The organism is Geodermatophilus sp. SYSU D00705 (assembly GCF_054050135.1).
Map to the genome: position 1 here is coordinate 42,100 of NZ_JBJGYT010000012.1, position 12,868 is coordinate 54,967.

Below are 12,868 nucleotides of genomic sequence, written 5' to 3' on the forward strand. Positions count from 1 at the left end.
CCAGGCCGGCGGCGGCTTCAGTCCGAGGCCCAGGACGGACGGCCGGCGTCCAGCTCCCACACCACGGCCACCACCGGGCCGGTCACCGGCCCGCCGTCCTGCCGCTCGACCCGGGTGCCCTCGGGGCCGGCCAGCACGAGCAGGCCGGGGGGCACGGTCGTCGAGGTGCCGTCGTCCACCGTCTCGATCCAGAGCCGCGCGTCGGCGCGGTGCAGGTCCACCCAGCCGTCCGCGTTGCGGTGCACCTCGTGCGTGGCGGCCTCGTCGGGGCCGGCGCTGCGCAGGTACGTCTGGAGGACGTGGGCTCCGGCGTCCCCGGCGACCTCGTCGTGCTCGAGGCCGGTGCCCGCCCGCAACACCGCGACGTCCCCGGCGGCCATGAGCGCGCCGCTCCCCCACCCGTGCCGCAACTCCCCCGCGAGGACCACGGCCACCACGTCGACCGCCCGGTGCGGGTGCCGCCCGTACCCGGTGCCCGGCGCGAGGCGGTCGTCGGCGAGCCGCAGCAGCGGACCCAGCGAGCCGTCGTCCGGTTCGAGCAGCACGTCGGAGCGCAGGCCCGTCATGACATCTCCCGGGGCAGCAGGGCGGCCCGTCCACCGGGCAGCGCGTCGAAGGCCACGGCCACCGCGAGCGTCCACGCGACGCCCAGCGCCAGGCCACCGACCACGTCGGAGAGGAAGTGCACGCCCAGCCACATCCGGGTCAGCCCGACCAGGACCGCCAGCGCGACCCCGGCGGCGAGGGCGGGACCGCGCCACCCCGGCGCCAGCCGCGGCCAGGCCAGCACCAGGGCGATGGTCACCAGCGTGGCGATGCCGGAGGAGTGCCCGCTGGGGAAGCTCAGCCCCTCGTAGGTGGCACCGCCGTTCTCGAACGCGGGGCGCACCCGGCCCACCAGCTCCTTGAGCGCGGCGGTCAGCGGGCCGACGACGACGTTGGCGGTGACCACCCACGCCGCGGTCCGCCAGGCCCGGCGGGCGCCCAGCCAGAACAGCAACGGGAGCGACACCAGCACCCGGAACCAGACGACCCCGGGTGTGGTCAGCACCTCCAGCAGCACATCGAGTGCGCGCGAGCGGTCGTCGCCGGCGTACAGCGCCCGGCTCACCGCCTCGTCGAGCCGGACCTGCGGGGCGAAGCCGACCAGCACCCCCGCACCGAGGACACCGACCACGCCCAGCCCGGCGCCGGCCGCGGCGAGGGCACGCCGGCGCGGCACCGCCGTCCCGACCCGCCGGAGCACGTCCACGACCCCACTCTCCCCGACCCCGCGCCCGGCGACGATCCGGGCCCTGTCGGCGGCGCGTGGCAGGGTGGGTCCCGTGTCCGAGAGGGGAATCCGCCCGCCCTCCGCCGCCACGCTGCGGCGGCTGGAGCGCGCCTCGGGGTCCCTGGCCACCCGCGCCGTCTCCCGCATGGACGACGACCTGCCGTGGTTCCGCACGATGCCCGCCGACCAGCGCTCCTGGGTGATGCTCGTGGCGCAGGCCGGCATCGCCTCGCTGGTGGAGTGGTGCCGCACCCCCACCCGGCCGCCGCGGCTCACCGGCGAGGTGTTCGGCGCCGCCCCCCGCGAGCTGGCGCGCGTGGTGCCGCTCAAGCACACGGTCGACCTGATCAAGGTGGTCGTCGAGGTGATGGACGACTTCGTGGAGTCCGTGGCCGAGCCCGGCGACGCCGACGCGCTGCGCCTGGCGGTGCTGCAGTTCAGCCGCGAGGTCGCCTTCGCCACCGCCCACGTCTACGCGAGCTTCGCCGAGAGCCGCGGCGCCTGGGACGCCCGCCTCGAGGCACTGGTGGTCGACGCCCTGGTCCGCGGCGAGCGCACCGAGGAGCTGTCGGGCCGGGTGTCGGCACTGGGCTGGGCGGCGATGAGCCCGGTCACCGTGCTGGTCGGCTCGGCCCCGGTGGCCGGCGACGCACACAGCGCCGCCCGCCGCGCTGCCCGGCAGCTGCGCAGCGAGGTGCTCGTCGGGGTGCACGCCGACCAGCTCGTCGTCGTGCTGGGCGGGGCGGAGCGGCTGGAGGCGGTGGCCGAGCGGGTCAGCGACGAGTTCGGCCCCGGCCCGGTCGTGATGGGGCCGGTCGTCGACTCCCTCAGCCGCGCCGGGGACTCCGCGGCCGCCGCGTTGGCCGGCCTGCGGGCGGCCGCAGCCTGGCCCGGGGCGCCGCGGCCGGTGCCGGCCGACGCGCTGCTGCCCGAACGCGCCCTGGACGGCGATCCCGTGGCGCGGGCCACGCTGCAGGAGCGGGTCGCGATGCCGCTGCAGGGCGCCGGCGGTGAGGTGCTGGAGACGGTGCGCGCGGTCCTCGCCAGTGGCGGCAACCTGGAGGCCAGCGCCCGGGTGCTGTTCGTCCACCCGAACACCGTGCGGTACCGCCTCAAGCGGGCCACGGAGCTGACGGGGCTGTCCGCGACCGACGCGCGCGGTGGGTGGACCCTGCAGGTCGCCCTCGCCCTCGCCGCCCTCGACCAGGACCGCTCGCTCTGGCACTGAGACCCGCAGGACAGTGTGGTTCCCACCACCGGCACTCGACGAACGCGCCCGGAACGGCGCTTCCTTTGTAGGAACCCTCCAAAGAGCACCGGTGTGCTTTCGTGCCGCTCCCCACCACGCGCGGCCCCGATGTCTGACACGGTGAGGAGGTGCTGGCCGTCCTCGCCCCCGGACAGGGTGCGCAGAAACCCGGGATGCTGACCGACTGGCTGGAGCTCCCGGACGCAGAGTCCTTCTTCCGCTGGGCCGGTGCCATCGCCGGCGCCGACCTCCTCGAGCTGGGCACCACCGGCGACGCCGAGGCCATCAAGGACACCGCGGTCACCCAGCCGCTGGTGGTCGCGATGAGCCTGTTCATCGCCCGCGAGCTCGGCGGCCTGCCCGGCCCGGTGACGCACACGCCGCAGGCCGGCCGGGACGTCGTCATCACCGGGCACAGCGTCGGCGAGCTGACCGCGGCGGCCCTCGCCGGCGTGCTGAGCGTCGAGGCGGCGATCGCGCTGACCGCCGTCCGCGGGCGGGCGATGGCCGCCGCGTGCGCGCAGACCCCCACCGGCATGTCCGCCGTCCTCGGCGGGGACCCCGACGAGGTGGCCGCGAAGCTCGCCGAGCACGGCCTGGTGGCGGCCAACATGAACGGCGGCGGCCAGGTCGTGGCCGCCGGTCCCCTCGACGGGCTGGCTGCGCTCAAGGCCGACCCGCCGGCCAAGGCGCGGATCATGCCGCTGTCGGTGGCCGGCGCCTTCCACACCGAGTACATGGCCTCCGCCCGCGCCGAGCTCGAGGGCCTCGTCGGCGGGCTGCGCCCGGCCGACCCGAGCCGGCTGCTGCTCTCCAACGCCGACGGCACCGCGGTGCCCTCCGGCGCCGAGGCCCTGGCCCGGCTGGTCAGCCAGGTCACCAGCCCGGTCCGCTTCGACGCCTGCCTGGACACGATGCGGGACCTGGGCGTCACGGCCGTGATCGAGCTGCCCCCGGCCGGGGCGCTGGCGGGCCTGGCCAAGCGACAGTGGAAGGGCGCCGACGTCGAGATCCTCGCCGTCAGCAGCCCGGCCGACCTCGACCGCGCCCGCGAGCTCATCGCCGCCGAGCGCGGCCGGGTCGAGGCCGAGCACCTGCCCGACTGGCGGGTCGTCGTCTCCCCGGTGCGCGGCACGGTCAGCCCGGCGGAGGTGGCCGAGGGCACCCGCCTGCCGGCCGGCAGCCCGCTGGGGCTGATCCGCAGCCGCCGCGAGGAGGTCAACGTCTCAGCCGGGTACGACGGGGTACTCGCCGAGTGGCTCGTGCACGAGGGAGACCTGGTCGACGCAGGCGACCCGATCGCCCGTCTCTACCCGGAGGTTGCGGAGTGACCACGAACGTGACGCCCGAGCGAGCATCGCAGGGAGCGCCAGCGACCGAGGATCGGAACGAGGGCGGAACGGAGCCGAGTCGTCGCATCAGACTGCGGGACGGCGCGCCGGGTGCGCGGCTGCTCGGCCTGGGCGCATACCGGCCACGTCGGCGGGTCACCAACGACGAGCTGGCCCAGACGATGGAGACCAACGACGAGTGGATCCGGACCCGCGTCGGCATCGCCGAGCGGCGCTGGGCGTCGGAGGACGAGACCCTCGTCGACATGGCGGTGGCCGCCGGCGGCAAGGCGCTCGCGGCCGGCGGGCTCTCCCCAGACCAGGTCGACCTGGTGATCGTCGCCAGCGCCAGCCTGCGCGCGCCGATCCCGGGCATCGGCCCGCAGGTGGCCTACCGGCTGGGCGTCCCTCGGCCGGGCTCGTTCGACCTGAACGCCGGGTGTGCGGGCTTCTGCTACGCCCTCGGCGTGGCCGCCGACGCCATCCGTACCGGGTCGGCGCGGCACGCGCTGGTGGTCGGCGTGGAGCGGCTGACCGACGTCACCGACCTGACCGACCGGTCGACCGCGGTGATCTTCGCCGACGGGGCCGGCGCCGCCGTCCTCGGCCCGTCCGACGAGCCGGCCGTCGGCCCGGTGGTGTGGGGCAGCGACGGCGACCAGCACAACGCGATCGAGATCGCCGCGGGCAGCTCGACGATGACCATGGCCGGCCAGGCCGTCTACCGGTGGGCCACCACCCGGCTGACCGACACCCTGGTCGAGGCGATGGAGGCCGCCGGCGTCGGCCCGCAGGACATCGACGTCTTCGCCCCGCACCAGGCCAACCTGCGCATCGTCGAGTCGATGACCAAGCGGCTCGGGTTCGGCGAGCGGACCGTCGTCGCCCGCGACATCGTCCAGTCCGGCAACACCTCGGCGGCCTCGATCCCCCTGGCGCTGACCGCGCTGCTGGAGTCCGGCGAGGCCAAGAGCGGTGACCTCGCCCTCGTGCTCGGCTACGGCGCCGGACTCACCTTCGCCGGTCAGGTGTTCCGCCTGCCCTGACGGGCACCCACGAAAGCACCGGGCCACCAGGGCCCGACGGCGGGACCCCCGCCCAACCCGAGAGAGAGGACCCCGCGTGAGCGAGGACATCCAGACCGGTCTGGCCGAGATCCTGGAGGAGGTCGCAGGCGTCGCCCCTGCCGACGCCACCCCCGAGAAGTCGTTCACGGAGGACCTCGACGTCGACTCCCTGTCGATGGTCGAGATCGCCACCGCGGTCGAGGACAAGTTCGGCGTCGCCATCCCCGACGACGAACTCGGCAACATCAAGACCGTCGGCGACGCCATCAGCTACATCCAGAAGAACCAGGGCTGAAGAAGGACCCCCCTGCCCCCCACCGCTCGCGAGCTCGCAGCGGGACCCCGCAGGGGGGGCCGAACCCCGGCCCCCGGCCGCACGTCCCAGGAGGAACCCGTCATGAGCACGTCAGTCGGCGACGTCGTCGTCACCGGACTCGGTGCCACCACGCCGCTCGGTGGCGACGTGGCCAGCACCTGGGACGCACTGCTGGCCGGGCGGTCGGGGGTCCGGCGCCTCGAGGACGACTGGGTCAAGGAGTTCCCGGCCCAGCTGGCCGCGACCCTGCCCACCGACCCCGCCGAGCAGCTCGACCGGGTGCGGGCCCGCCGGCTGGACCGCAGCCAGCAGGTCGCCGTGGTCGCCGCCGAGGAGGCGTGGCGCGACTCCGGCGCCGCCGACGCCGGCGTCGCCCCCGAGCGGATCGCCGTCGTCTTCGGCACCGGCATCGGCGGGGCGCTGACCCTGCTCGGCCAGGACGACGTCCTCGAGCAGAAGGGCCCCAAGCGGGTCTCCCCCTTCACCATCCCGATGCTCATGCCCAACGGCCCGGCCGCCGCGGTCGGGCTGTCCATCGGCGCCAAGGGCGGCGTGCACGCGCCGGTCAGTGCGTGCGCCTCCGGCGCGGAGGCGATCCGCTGGGGCCTGGACCTGCTGCGCTTCGACCGCGCCGACGTCGTCCTGGTCGGCGGCGCCGAGGCCGTCGTCCACCCGCTGCCGATGGCCGGCTTCGCCGCCATGCGGGCGATGAGCACCCGCAACGACGAGCCCGAGCGCGCCTCCCGGCCGTTCGACAAGGCCCGCGACGGGTTCGTCCTCGGCGAGGGCGCGGCCGCGCTCGTGCTCGAGCGGGCCGATGCCGCCAAGGCCCGCGGTGCCCGCGTGCACGCGCGCCTGGCCGGCGCCGGCGCGACCGCCGACGGCTACGACCTCGTCGCCCCGCACCCCGAGGGCGAGGGCGCCGGTCGCGCCATCGCCGCCGCGATCCGCGACGCAGGGCTCACCGCGGCCGACATCGGCCACGTCAACGCCCACGCCACCTCCACGCCCGTCGGCGACACCGCGGAGGCGGCCGCGATCCGCAACACGATCGGCGAGCACGTCCTGGTGACGGCCACCAAGAGCCAGACCGGGCACCTGCTCGGTGCCGCGGGGGCGCTGGAGTCGGTCTTCACGGTCCTCGCCCTGCGCGAGCAGGTCGTGCCGGCCACGGCGAACCTCGACGACCCGGACGACGACGCCGCCGTCCAGGCCCTCGACATCGTCCGCCGCGAGCCGCGGCGCGCCCAGATCTCCGCCGCCGTCAACGACTCGTTCGGCTTCGGCGGCCACAACATCGCGCTGGTGTTCACCACCGCCTGAGCGGTCCCGCCCTCCCGACTGCGCCGGCCCCTGCCCCGGGGCCGGTGCAGCGATGGCGCCTGCCCTGAACCGCCCGAGCCCGAGGCCCCGGAGGTCCCGTGACAGTCCTGTCCGCCGCTCCCGTCCCCACCGCGCCGGACCCTCGTGACCCGGCCGACCGCCTCCAGCGGTTCTTCGACGCGGGCTCCATGACGCCGCTCGGCCCGCGGGACACCTCCGGCGTCCTGGCCGCCCGCGGCACCGTCGCCGGCAGCCCGGCGGTCGCCTACTGCACCGACGCCACCGTCATGGGCGGCGCCATGGGTCTCGACGGCTGCCGGCACATCGTCGACGCGATCGACACCGCGCTGCGTGAGCGGCTGCCGGTGGTGGGCATCTGGCACTCCGGCGGCGCCCGGCTGGCCGAGGGCGTCACCGCGCTGCACGCCGTCGGTGAGGTCTTCGAGGCCATGGTGCGGGCGTCGGGGCGGGTGCCGCAGATCTCCGTCGTCCTCGGCCCGGCCGCCGGCGGCGCCGCCTACGGCCCGGCGCTCACCGACCTCGTGATCATGGGGCCGGCCGGGCGGGTGTTCGTCACCGGCCCCGACGTCGTCCGGTCGGTCACCGGTGAGGACGTCGACATGGAGCGCCTCGGCGGCCCGGACACCCACGGCCGGCGCAGCGGCGTCGTCCACGTGGTCACCGAGACCGAGCAGGCCGCGCTCGACACCGCCCGTGAGGCGGTCTCCCTGCTGGCCGCGCAGGGCTCCCTCGCCCCGGCCGACGCCGAGCCGGACGTCGACCTCCGCGCCCTGCTGCCGGAGAAGCCCAACCGGGCCTACGACGTCAAGCCGCTCGTGGCCGCGGTGCTCGACGGGCCGGGGCTGGAGTTGCACCCGCGCTGGGCGCCGAACATCGTCACCACGCTGGGCCGGCTGGCCGGGCGGACGGTGGGCGTGGTCGCCAACAACCCGCTGCGGCTCGGCGGCTGCCTGGACTCCGCCTCCGCGGAGAAGGCGGCCCGCTTCGTGCGCATGTGCGACGCCTTCGGCGTCCCGCTGGTGGTGCTGGTCGATGTCCCCGGCTACCTGCCCGGCGTCGGGCAGGAGTGGGACGGCGTGGTGCGGCGCGGCGCCAAGCTGCTGCACGCCTTCGCCGAGGCGGTGGTCCCGCGGGTGACGCTGGTGACCCGCAAGTCCTACGGCGGGGCCTACATCGCGATGAACGCCCGGTCGCTGGGGGCGACGGCCGTGTTCGCCTGGCCGGGCGCCGAGGTCGCCGTCATGGGCGCCAAGGCGGCCGTCGGCATCCTGCACCGGAAGAAGCTGGCCGCCGCCCCGCCCGGCGAGCGGGAGGCGCTGCACGTCCAGCTGGCGGCCGAGCACGAGCGGATCGCCGGCGGGGTGAACCGGGCGCTGCAGATCGGCGTGGTCGACGAGGTCGTCGAGCCCTCGCGCACCCGCCGCCGGCTGATCGCCGCCCTCGCGGCGGCCCCGCCCGGACGCGGGGCCCACGGCAACATCCCGCTCTGAGCCGGGAACGCGTCAGGGCCCGGCACCCCTGGGGGTGCCGGGCCCTGACGTGGGCTCGTGGTCGTCCGGACGCCGCTTCCCCGACGACGTCCGGACGACCGGCCTCAGCCTACGACGAGTGCTCGGGTGCCACCGGGCCGTCGTAGTCAGATCGTGATCTAGACCACCTGGTGCAGCCAGGTCACGGGCTGCCCGTCGCCGGCGTGCCGGTAGACCTCGAGGTCGGCGTCCCAGGCGGCGCCGAGCAGCTCGTCCACCCCGTGCCGGAACGCCTCGATGGAGGTCGCGGTGGCGGCCAGGTGACGCAGCTGCTGCTCGGTGACGATGAGGTCGCCGTTGGCGCTCGTGGGCGCGCGGTAGACACCGTGGCCGGGCACGTACGACATGCGCTCGCCGTCGTTGCCGTAGCTGGCGTCCTCGGTCACCTCGAAGCGGAGCATGGGCCACGCGCGCAGCGCGGCGACCAGCTTCGCTCCCGTGCCCGGGGCGCCGGTCCAGGCCACCTCGGCACGGAAGGAACCGTGTGCCGCAGGCTGGTCGGCCCACGACAGGGAGACCGGCGCGCCGATGACGCGTTCGAGCGCCCACTCGACGTGCTGGCAGAGCGCCTTCGGGCACGCGTGCACGAAGACGACACCCTGGGTAGACCGTCGTTGCACGGGGTACCTCCATCGACTCGATCGGTCTCGTCTTCCCCAACGGACGATCGATTCGGTGACAGGCTGTGTTCGGCGGTTGTGGACCAGGGGTCCTGGGAACAGTTTGCACGATGGTCACCCCATCGCGCCAGTGCGGATGAGGCGGATGGGTCACATGTGACGGATGGTCACGAGGGGGACCACTACGCGCTGGTCAGCGGCCATACCACGGTGACGGTGCACCCGTCCACCGTGCGCTCGCGCCCTCCTGCACCTCCTGCTCGAGCCACGGCACGGCCTGCGGAACGGCCGTCAGGAGCCGGCAGGCGGCACCGCGCTGCCCTCACGCAGGGTAGCGGCGAACACCCGTGTGCACCGGCAGGACACCCGGGGTTCACGCACCGAGTGTGGCCTGCAGGTCCTCCCGCGGCACCACCCGCGTCGCCCGGAACGCCGCACCCTCGACCCCCGGTTCGGTCCACTCGACGTCGACCACCTGCCCGGCGCGGAGCGCGTGGCGCGGGCCGTCGACGACCGAGGCGTCCACCCAGCAGTCGCCGGGCAGGTCCGGGGCCTCGACGAGGCCGGCTCTCCGGGCGTCGTCCCAGCGGATCACCGTGCCGCGGGTCGTGCCGCTGCGTGTCATGCCGCCCAGGCTGGCCGGACCGGCCCCGGCGGACAAGACGGCCCCGCACGGCGGAGGCGTACACCGCGGGACTGCCGGGGTAACGGCCGGGCCATGCAGCGATCCCAGGGGATGGCCGACGCGGGGCGTGACGAGGTCGCGGGGCTGGTCCTGCCGGCCTGGGACGCCTTCCTCGCCCAGGCGGAGGCGGTGGACCTCGACCGGCCCTCACGGCTGCCCGGGTGGCGGGCGCACGAGATCTGCGTCCACCTCGGCTGCTGGGACGACCACACGGCGCTGGCCGACCTGGTCGCCTCCGCGCGGGCCGGGGGTGCGGGGACACCGCCGGAGGTCGACCCGACCAACGCCCGGGTCACCGCCGCCCACCGGGACGCGACGCGGGAGGAGGTGCTGGCTGCGCTGCGGCGCAACCGCGACGCCACCGCCCGCTACCTGGCCGATGGGCCCGTCGAGCTGGACACCGCACCGGCGGTCGCGGTCGTGGGCACCCTGCCCCTGCTCAGCGTCGTCCTGGGTCAGGCGTACGAGCTGGCCGTGCACGGGCTGGATCTCACCGCGTGCGGCGCCCCGCCGGTGCCGGAGCCGGTCCTGCAGGCGGGCCTGGCGGCCCTCGCGGACGTGACCGGCGCCCTGTCCGCGTCCGTCGGCATCACCGGCGGCGCCACCCTGGCGACGCCGGAGGGCGGCTGGGCCTTCGCCGCCGACCCGGCGGGCTGGACCGTGCGGCGGGTGGCCCCGGGAGCACCGCAGGGCACCGCCGTGGAGGCGCCGGCGGACCTGCTGCTCGAGGCGGCCTCCGGTCGGGTCAACCCGGTCGCGGCGCTGGCCCGGCGGCGGCTGCGGGTGCACGAGCTCGGCGGGCTGCTCGCGCTGGCCCCGGTCGTCCAGGTCGCGCCGGGCATCCCAGGCGGGCCGATCCTGCAGCTGGCCGCGCAGACCCTCGGCGGCGTCGGCGGCCTGCTCGGGCGGCTGCGCGGCCGCCGCTGAACGCACGGCGGCCCGCGGCCGCCGGAGCACCGGGGGCCGCGGGCCGTCCGCGTCAGGTCAGGTCGAGGTCAGCACCCGCCACCGAGGGCGATGCCGTGCTGCGCCAGCCAGGGCATCGGGTTGACCCGGTTGGCGTAGAGGCCGCCCTGGTGCACCTCGAAGTGCAGGTGCGGCCCGGTTGACTGGCCACGGTTGCCGACCTCGGCGATCTGCTGGCCCGCGGTCACCACCTGGCCCGCGGTGACGGAGAACTGGTTCACGTGGCCGTAGAGGGTGATCTGACCGTCGGCGTGCTGCACGTACACGGCCAGGCCGAAGCCGCTGGCCGGCCCCGCCTGGAGGACGACGCCGTCCTCCGGCACGTAGATCGGGGTGCCGATGGGGGCGGCGATGTCGATGCCCTGGTGCATCGTGCCCCAGCGGGCGCCGTAGCAGGAGGTGAGCCGGCCGGCGGTCGGCATGCCGGTCGTGCCCTGCGCACGGGCGTCGAGCCGGGCGTTGAAGGCGGCGGCGGGGTCGGCCGCGCCCTGCGCGGCGAGCAGGCGCTCGCCGGCGGCGCGGTACTGCTCGTCGAGAGCGGCCTTCTGCGCCGCGACGGCGTCGTACTCGGACTGCGCCTCGGCGAGGTGGGCGGTGGCGGCCGCCTCGGCCTCGTCGGCGGCGCGGGCGGCCTCGTCGAGCCGGGTCACCGCGGCCCGGGCGGCCCGGTCGGCCTCCTCGACCCGCTGCTCGACGGCGAGGAAGTCGGTCAGCCGCGCGGCGCGCTGGGCGCCGAGGACGTCCATCGTCGCCGCCTGCTGCAGCAACTCGGTGGGGCTCTCGGCGTCGAGGATGAGCTCGATGTCGCCGTAGCGGTTGTCGGCCCCCATGTAGGCCTCCCGCCCCAGGGTGGCGACGTCCTCCTCGGCGGCGGCGACGTCGGCCTGGGCGGTGGCCAGCTCGGCGGCGGTGGCATCGGCCTCAGCCTGGGCGGTGGCCAGCTCCGCGCGGGCGACGAGAGCGGCGTCGGCGGCGGCCTCGGCCTCGACGGTCATCCGCTGCAGCTTCTCCTCGGCGGCGGTGACCAGCTGCTCGATGCGGGCGACCTCGGCGGCCAGGCTCTCCTGCTCGGAGGTGCCGGAGACGGTGGGGGCGGCGAGCGCGGCCGGGGTGCCGGCCAGCAGCCCGCCGACCACGGCGGCGACGACGAGCGCCCGGCGAGGCGCACGCAGCAGCCGGCGGGCCGGCGCTCCGCGCGCAGGCAGGGTCATCAGGTGGTGCAGGGTCGCCAAGGCGACGGTTCTCCCATCCTCGCGACCGCCTACCGAGTTAGCTGACGGGTTCGGGCCGGACGGCGCCCTACCCGCCTGCGTCCCCCTACGCAGGCAGGACTCACCCCAGTGGAACGGTGGGTCCCCGGTCCGTCTCGGCCCCCGGAGGGAGGCGTCGGCGGTTCGGCGGGGCCAGGCCGGTGCCCTCGTGTGTCGAGGAGCGGAACCCGGCGAGGCCGTCGGGAAAACTACCTTGAGTGACCCCCCGCGGTCACGATCGAGTAACACCTCCGGCGCGCCTCGTTGCCCGAAGGAGTGACATCCCGCTACGAGGCGTGAGTACGCGACCCCGGAGAGCTGATCTTCAGGACCGCTCCACCGCTCGCGCGACTCCCGCGGTGACCTGCGAGGACGGCCCGGGCCGCGCGGTGGGCCGCAGGCGGCCCCGGCCACGTCCCGGGCACCGGGCCGCCGCCGCTGAGATGTCGCGCACAGTTCCCCGAAACCGCCCGGCGGGCTCACCCTCACGGCCCCGTCGGCGGCCGGCCGCCATCTGGCAGGCTGGAGCACACCGGGGCGGTAGCTCAGCCGGTCAGAGCATGGGACTCATAATCCCTGGGTCGTGGGTTCGAGCCCCACCCGCCCCACCAATCGGGCCCGCAGGCCGGGGCCTCGGTCCTGCGGGCCTCGTCCCGGTCCCGGCTCAGCTCCCCCGCGGAGCGACCCGCGATGGCCCAGGTGCTATGCCGTCACGTTCGTCCACACGGTGCCGATGTTCTCCTCGCCACCACCGTGAGTCGTCGCGAGCAGGCAAGCGCTCAGCGAGGTCCCCGACGCGGTGAAGGAGAAGGGCTGGCTCACGTCGCTCTCGGCGCCCAGGTGCACCGCCATGGTGAACGGCCTGGACGTGCCCTCCTCCAGGAGGAAGAGGCCCTCACCTCGGTTCAGCCGGTCCGCTGCGTCCCGTGAGGTCACGGTCGCGTTGCCTGACACCTCTTCCCCCGGCTCGAACGTGGCGACGGTGAGCGTCTTCGGACACGTCGTGGTGACGACAGGCACCGTGCCGGCCAGGGCCGCAGGCGCGAGTACGACCCCGATCACCGTCGATGCCGCGACCGCCGGAACTGCCATGCGACGTCTTCTCACAGCCATCGCCCCTCAGCGTTGTAGCGATCGTCACCCGATGGCCGGCCTCGATCCCCTCTCTCGCTCGCGACGGCACAGCTCGCGGGCGACAGGACGGGGACCGTCCTAGCACCGGTCCGGCACGGCTGTCC

General features: G+C 75.5%; 13 protein-coding genes, 1 tRNA gene and 1 riboswitch. Of the genes, 8 read left to right on the plus strand and 6 right to left on the minus strand.

Annotation, left to right across the window (positions count from 1 at the left end; genetic code table 11):
- Positions 1-17 precede the first annotated feature (17 nt).
- Positions 18-566 (minus strand): pirin family protein, encoded by a 549-nt coding sequence (locus ACI78Q_RS11780; RefSeq protein WP_456923555.1) that lies wholly within the window; start codon positions 564-566, stop codon positions 18-20.
- The gene (locus ACI78Q_RS11785) at positions 563-1,252 is read right to left on the minus strand and encodes a phosphatase PAP2 family protein (RefSeq protein WP_456923556.1); all 690 of its coding nucleotides are present in this window, start codon (positions 1,250-1,252) and stop codon (positions 563-565) included. The genes ACI78Q_RS11780 and ACI78Q_RS11785 overlap by 4 nt, the downstream gene beginning before the upstream one ends.
- A 73-nt stretch (positions 1,253-1,325) precedes the next feature.
- Here ACI78Q_RS11785 and ACI78Q_RS11790 point away from each other — a divergent pair, with 73 nt between their 5' ends.
- From ACI78Q_RS11790 to ACI78Q_RS11815, 6 genes are all read left to right on the plus strand, one after another.
- Positions 1,326-2,501, plus strand: coding sequence for a PucR family transcriptional regulator (locus ACI78Q_RS11790; RefSeq protein ID WP_456923557.1), 1,176 nt, complete (start codon positions 1,326-1,328; stop codon positions 2,499-2,501).
- Between the two features lie 149 nt (positions 2,502-2,650).
- Positions 2,651-3,853 (plus strand): acyltransferase domain-containing protein, encoded by a 1,203-nt coding sequence (locus ACI78Q_RS11795; RefSeq protein ID WP_456923558.1) that lies wholly within the window; start codon positions 2,651-2,653, stop codon positions 3,851-3,853.
- A gap of 119 nt (positions 3,854-3,972) precedes the next feature.
- Complete coding sequence (locus ACI78Q_RS11800; RefSeq protein WP_456923657.1) at positions 3,973-4,899, plus strand: beta-ketoacyl-ACP synthase III; 927 nt, start codon at positions 3,973-3,975, stop codon at positions 4,897-4,899.
- A 76-nt stretch (positions 4,900-4,975) separates the two neighbouring features.
- Positions 4,976-5,215, plus strand: coding sequence for an acyl carrier protein (locus tag ACI78Q_RS11805; protein WP_456849652.1), 240 nt, complete (start codon positions 4,976-4,978; stop codon positions 5,213-5,215).
- Between the two features lie 102 nt (positions 5,216-5,317).
- Complete coding sequence (locus ACI78Q_RS11810; protein WP_456923559.1) at positions 5,318-6,559, plus strand: beta-ketoacyl-[acyl-carrier-protein] synthase family protein; 1,242 nt, start codon at positions 5,318-5,320, stop codon at positions 6,557-6,559.
- Positions 6,560-6,657: 98 nt separating this feature from the next.
- Positions 6,658-8,070 carry an acyl-CoA carboxylase subunit beta gene (locus ACI78Q_RS11815; protein ID WP_456923560.1) on the plus strand — a complete coding sequence of 471 codons (1,413 nt, stop codon included), beginning with the start codon at positions 6,658-6,660 and terminating at the stop codon, positions 8,068-8,070.
- A gap of 158 nt (positions 8,071-8,228) precedes the next feature.
- Here ACI78Q_RS11815 and ACI78Q_RS11820 read toward each other — a convergent pair whose 3' ends face one another.
- Both ACI78Q_RS11820 and ACI78Q_RS11825 read right to left on the minus strand, forming a co-directional pair.
- Positions 8,229-8,729 carry a DUF3145 domain-containing protein gene (locus ACI78Q_RS11820; RefSeq protein ID WP_456923562.1) on the minus strand — a complete coding sequence of 167 codons (501 nt, stop codon included), beginning with the start codon at positions 8,727-8,729 and terminating at the stop codon, positions 8,229-8,231.
- Positions 8,730-9,102: 373 nt separating this feature from the next.
- Positions 9,103-9,354 (minus strand): hypothetical protein, encoded by a 252-nt coding sequence (locus tag ACI78Q_RS11825; RefSeq protein WP_456923563.1) that lies wholly within the window; start codon positions 9,352-9,354, stop codon positions 9,103-9,105.
- A gap of 93 nt (positions 9,355-9,447) precedes the next feature.
- Between ACI78Q_RS11825 and ACI78Q_RS11830 the strand changes: the two genes are divergently transcribed.
- Positions 9,448-10,341, plus strand: coding sequence for a maleylpyruvate isomerase N-terminal domain-containing protein (locus tag ACI78Q_RS11830; protein ID WP_456923564.1), 894 nt, complete (start codon positions 9,448-9,450; stop codon positions 10,339-10,341).
- A 68-nt stretch (positions 10,342-10,409) separates the two neighbouring features.
- Here the strand turns inward: ACI78Q_RS11830 and ACI78Q_RS11835 are convergent, their stop codons facing one another.
- Complete coding sequence (locus tag ACI78Q_RS11835; RefSeq protein ID WP_456923566.1) at positions 10,410-11,591, minus strand: M23 family metallopeptidase; 1,182 nt, start codon at positions 11,589-11,591, stop codon at positions 10,410-10,412.
- 32 nt (positions 11,592-11,623) lie between these two features.
- Positions 11,624-11,762: riboswitch (cyclic di-AMP (ydaO/yuaA leader) on the minus strand.
- Positions 11,763-12,164: 402 nt separating this feature from the next.
- Here ACI78Q_RS11835 and ACI78Q_RS11840 point away from each other — a divergent pair.
- Positions 12,165-12,241, plus strand: a tRNA-Ile gene (locus ACI78Q_RS11840).
- 91 nt (positions 12,242-12,332) lie between these two features.
- Here ACI78Q_RS11840 and ACI78Q_RS11845 read toward each other — a convergent pair.
- Entirely contained in the window at positions 12,333-12,722 is a 390-nt protein-coding gene (locus ACI78Q_RS11845) for a hypothetical protein (protein WP_456923567.1), read from the minus strand.
- Positions 12,723-12,868 lie beyond the last annotated feature (146 nt).

Excerpts from the sequence above, each read along its gene's own strand:
- ACI78Q_RS11780 (WP_456923555.1), bottom strand. The coding sequence starts at position 566 with ATGACGGGCCTGCGCTCCGACGTGCTGCTCGAACCGGACGACGGCTCG.
- ACI78Q_RS11810 (WP_456923559.1), top strand. The coding sequence starts at position 5,318 with ATGAGCACGTCAGTCGGCGACGTCGTCGTCACCGGACTCGGTGCCACC.
- ACI78Q_RS11825 (WP_456923563.1), bottom strand. The coding sequence starts at position 9,354 with ATGACACGCAGCGGCACGACCCGCGGCACGGTGATCCGCTGGGACGAC.
- ACI78Q_RS11830 (WP_456923564.1), top strand. The coding sequence starts at position 9,448 with ATGCAGCGATCCCAGGGGATGGCCGACGCGGGGCGTGACGAGGTCGCG.
- ACI78Q_RS11835 (WP_456923566.1), bottom strand. The coding sequence starts at position 11,591 with ATGACCCTGCCTGCGCGCGGAGCGCCGGCCCGCCGGCTGCTGCGTGCG.
- ACI78Q_RS11845 (WP_456923567.1), bottom strand. The coding sequence starts at position 12,722 with ATGGCAGTTCCGGCGGTCGCGGCATCGACGGTGATCGGGGTCGTACTC.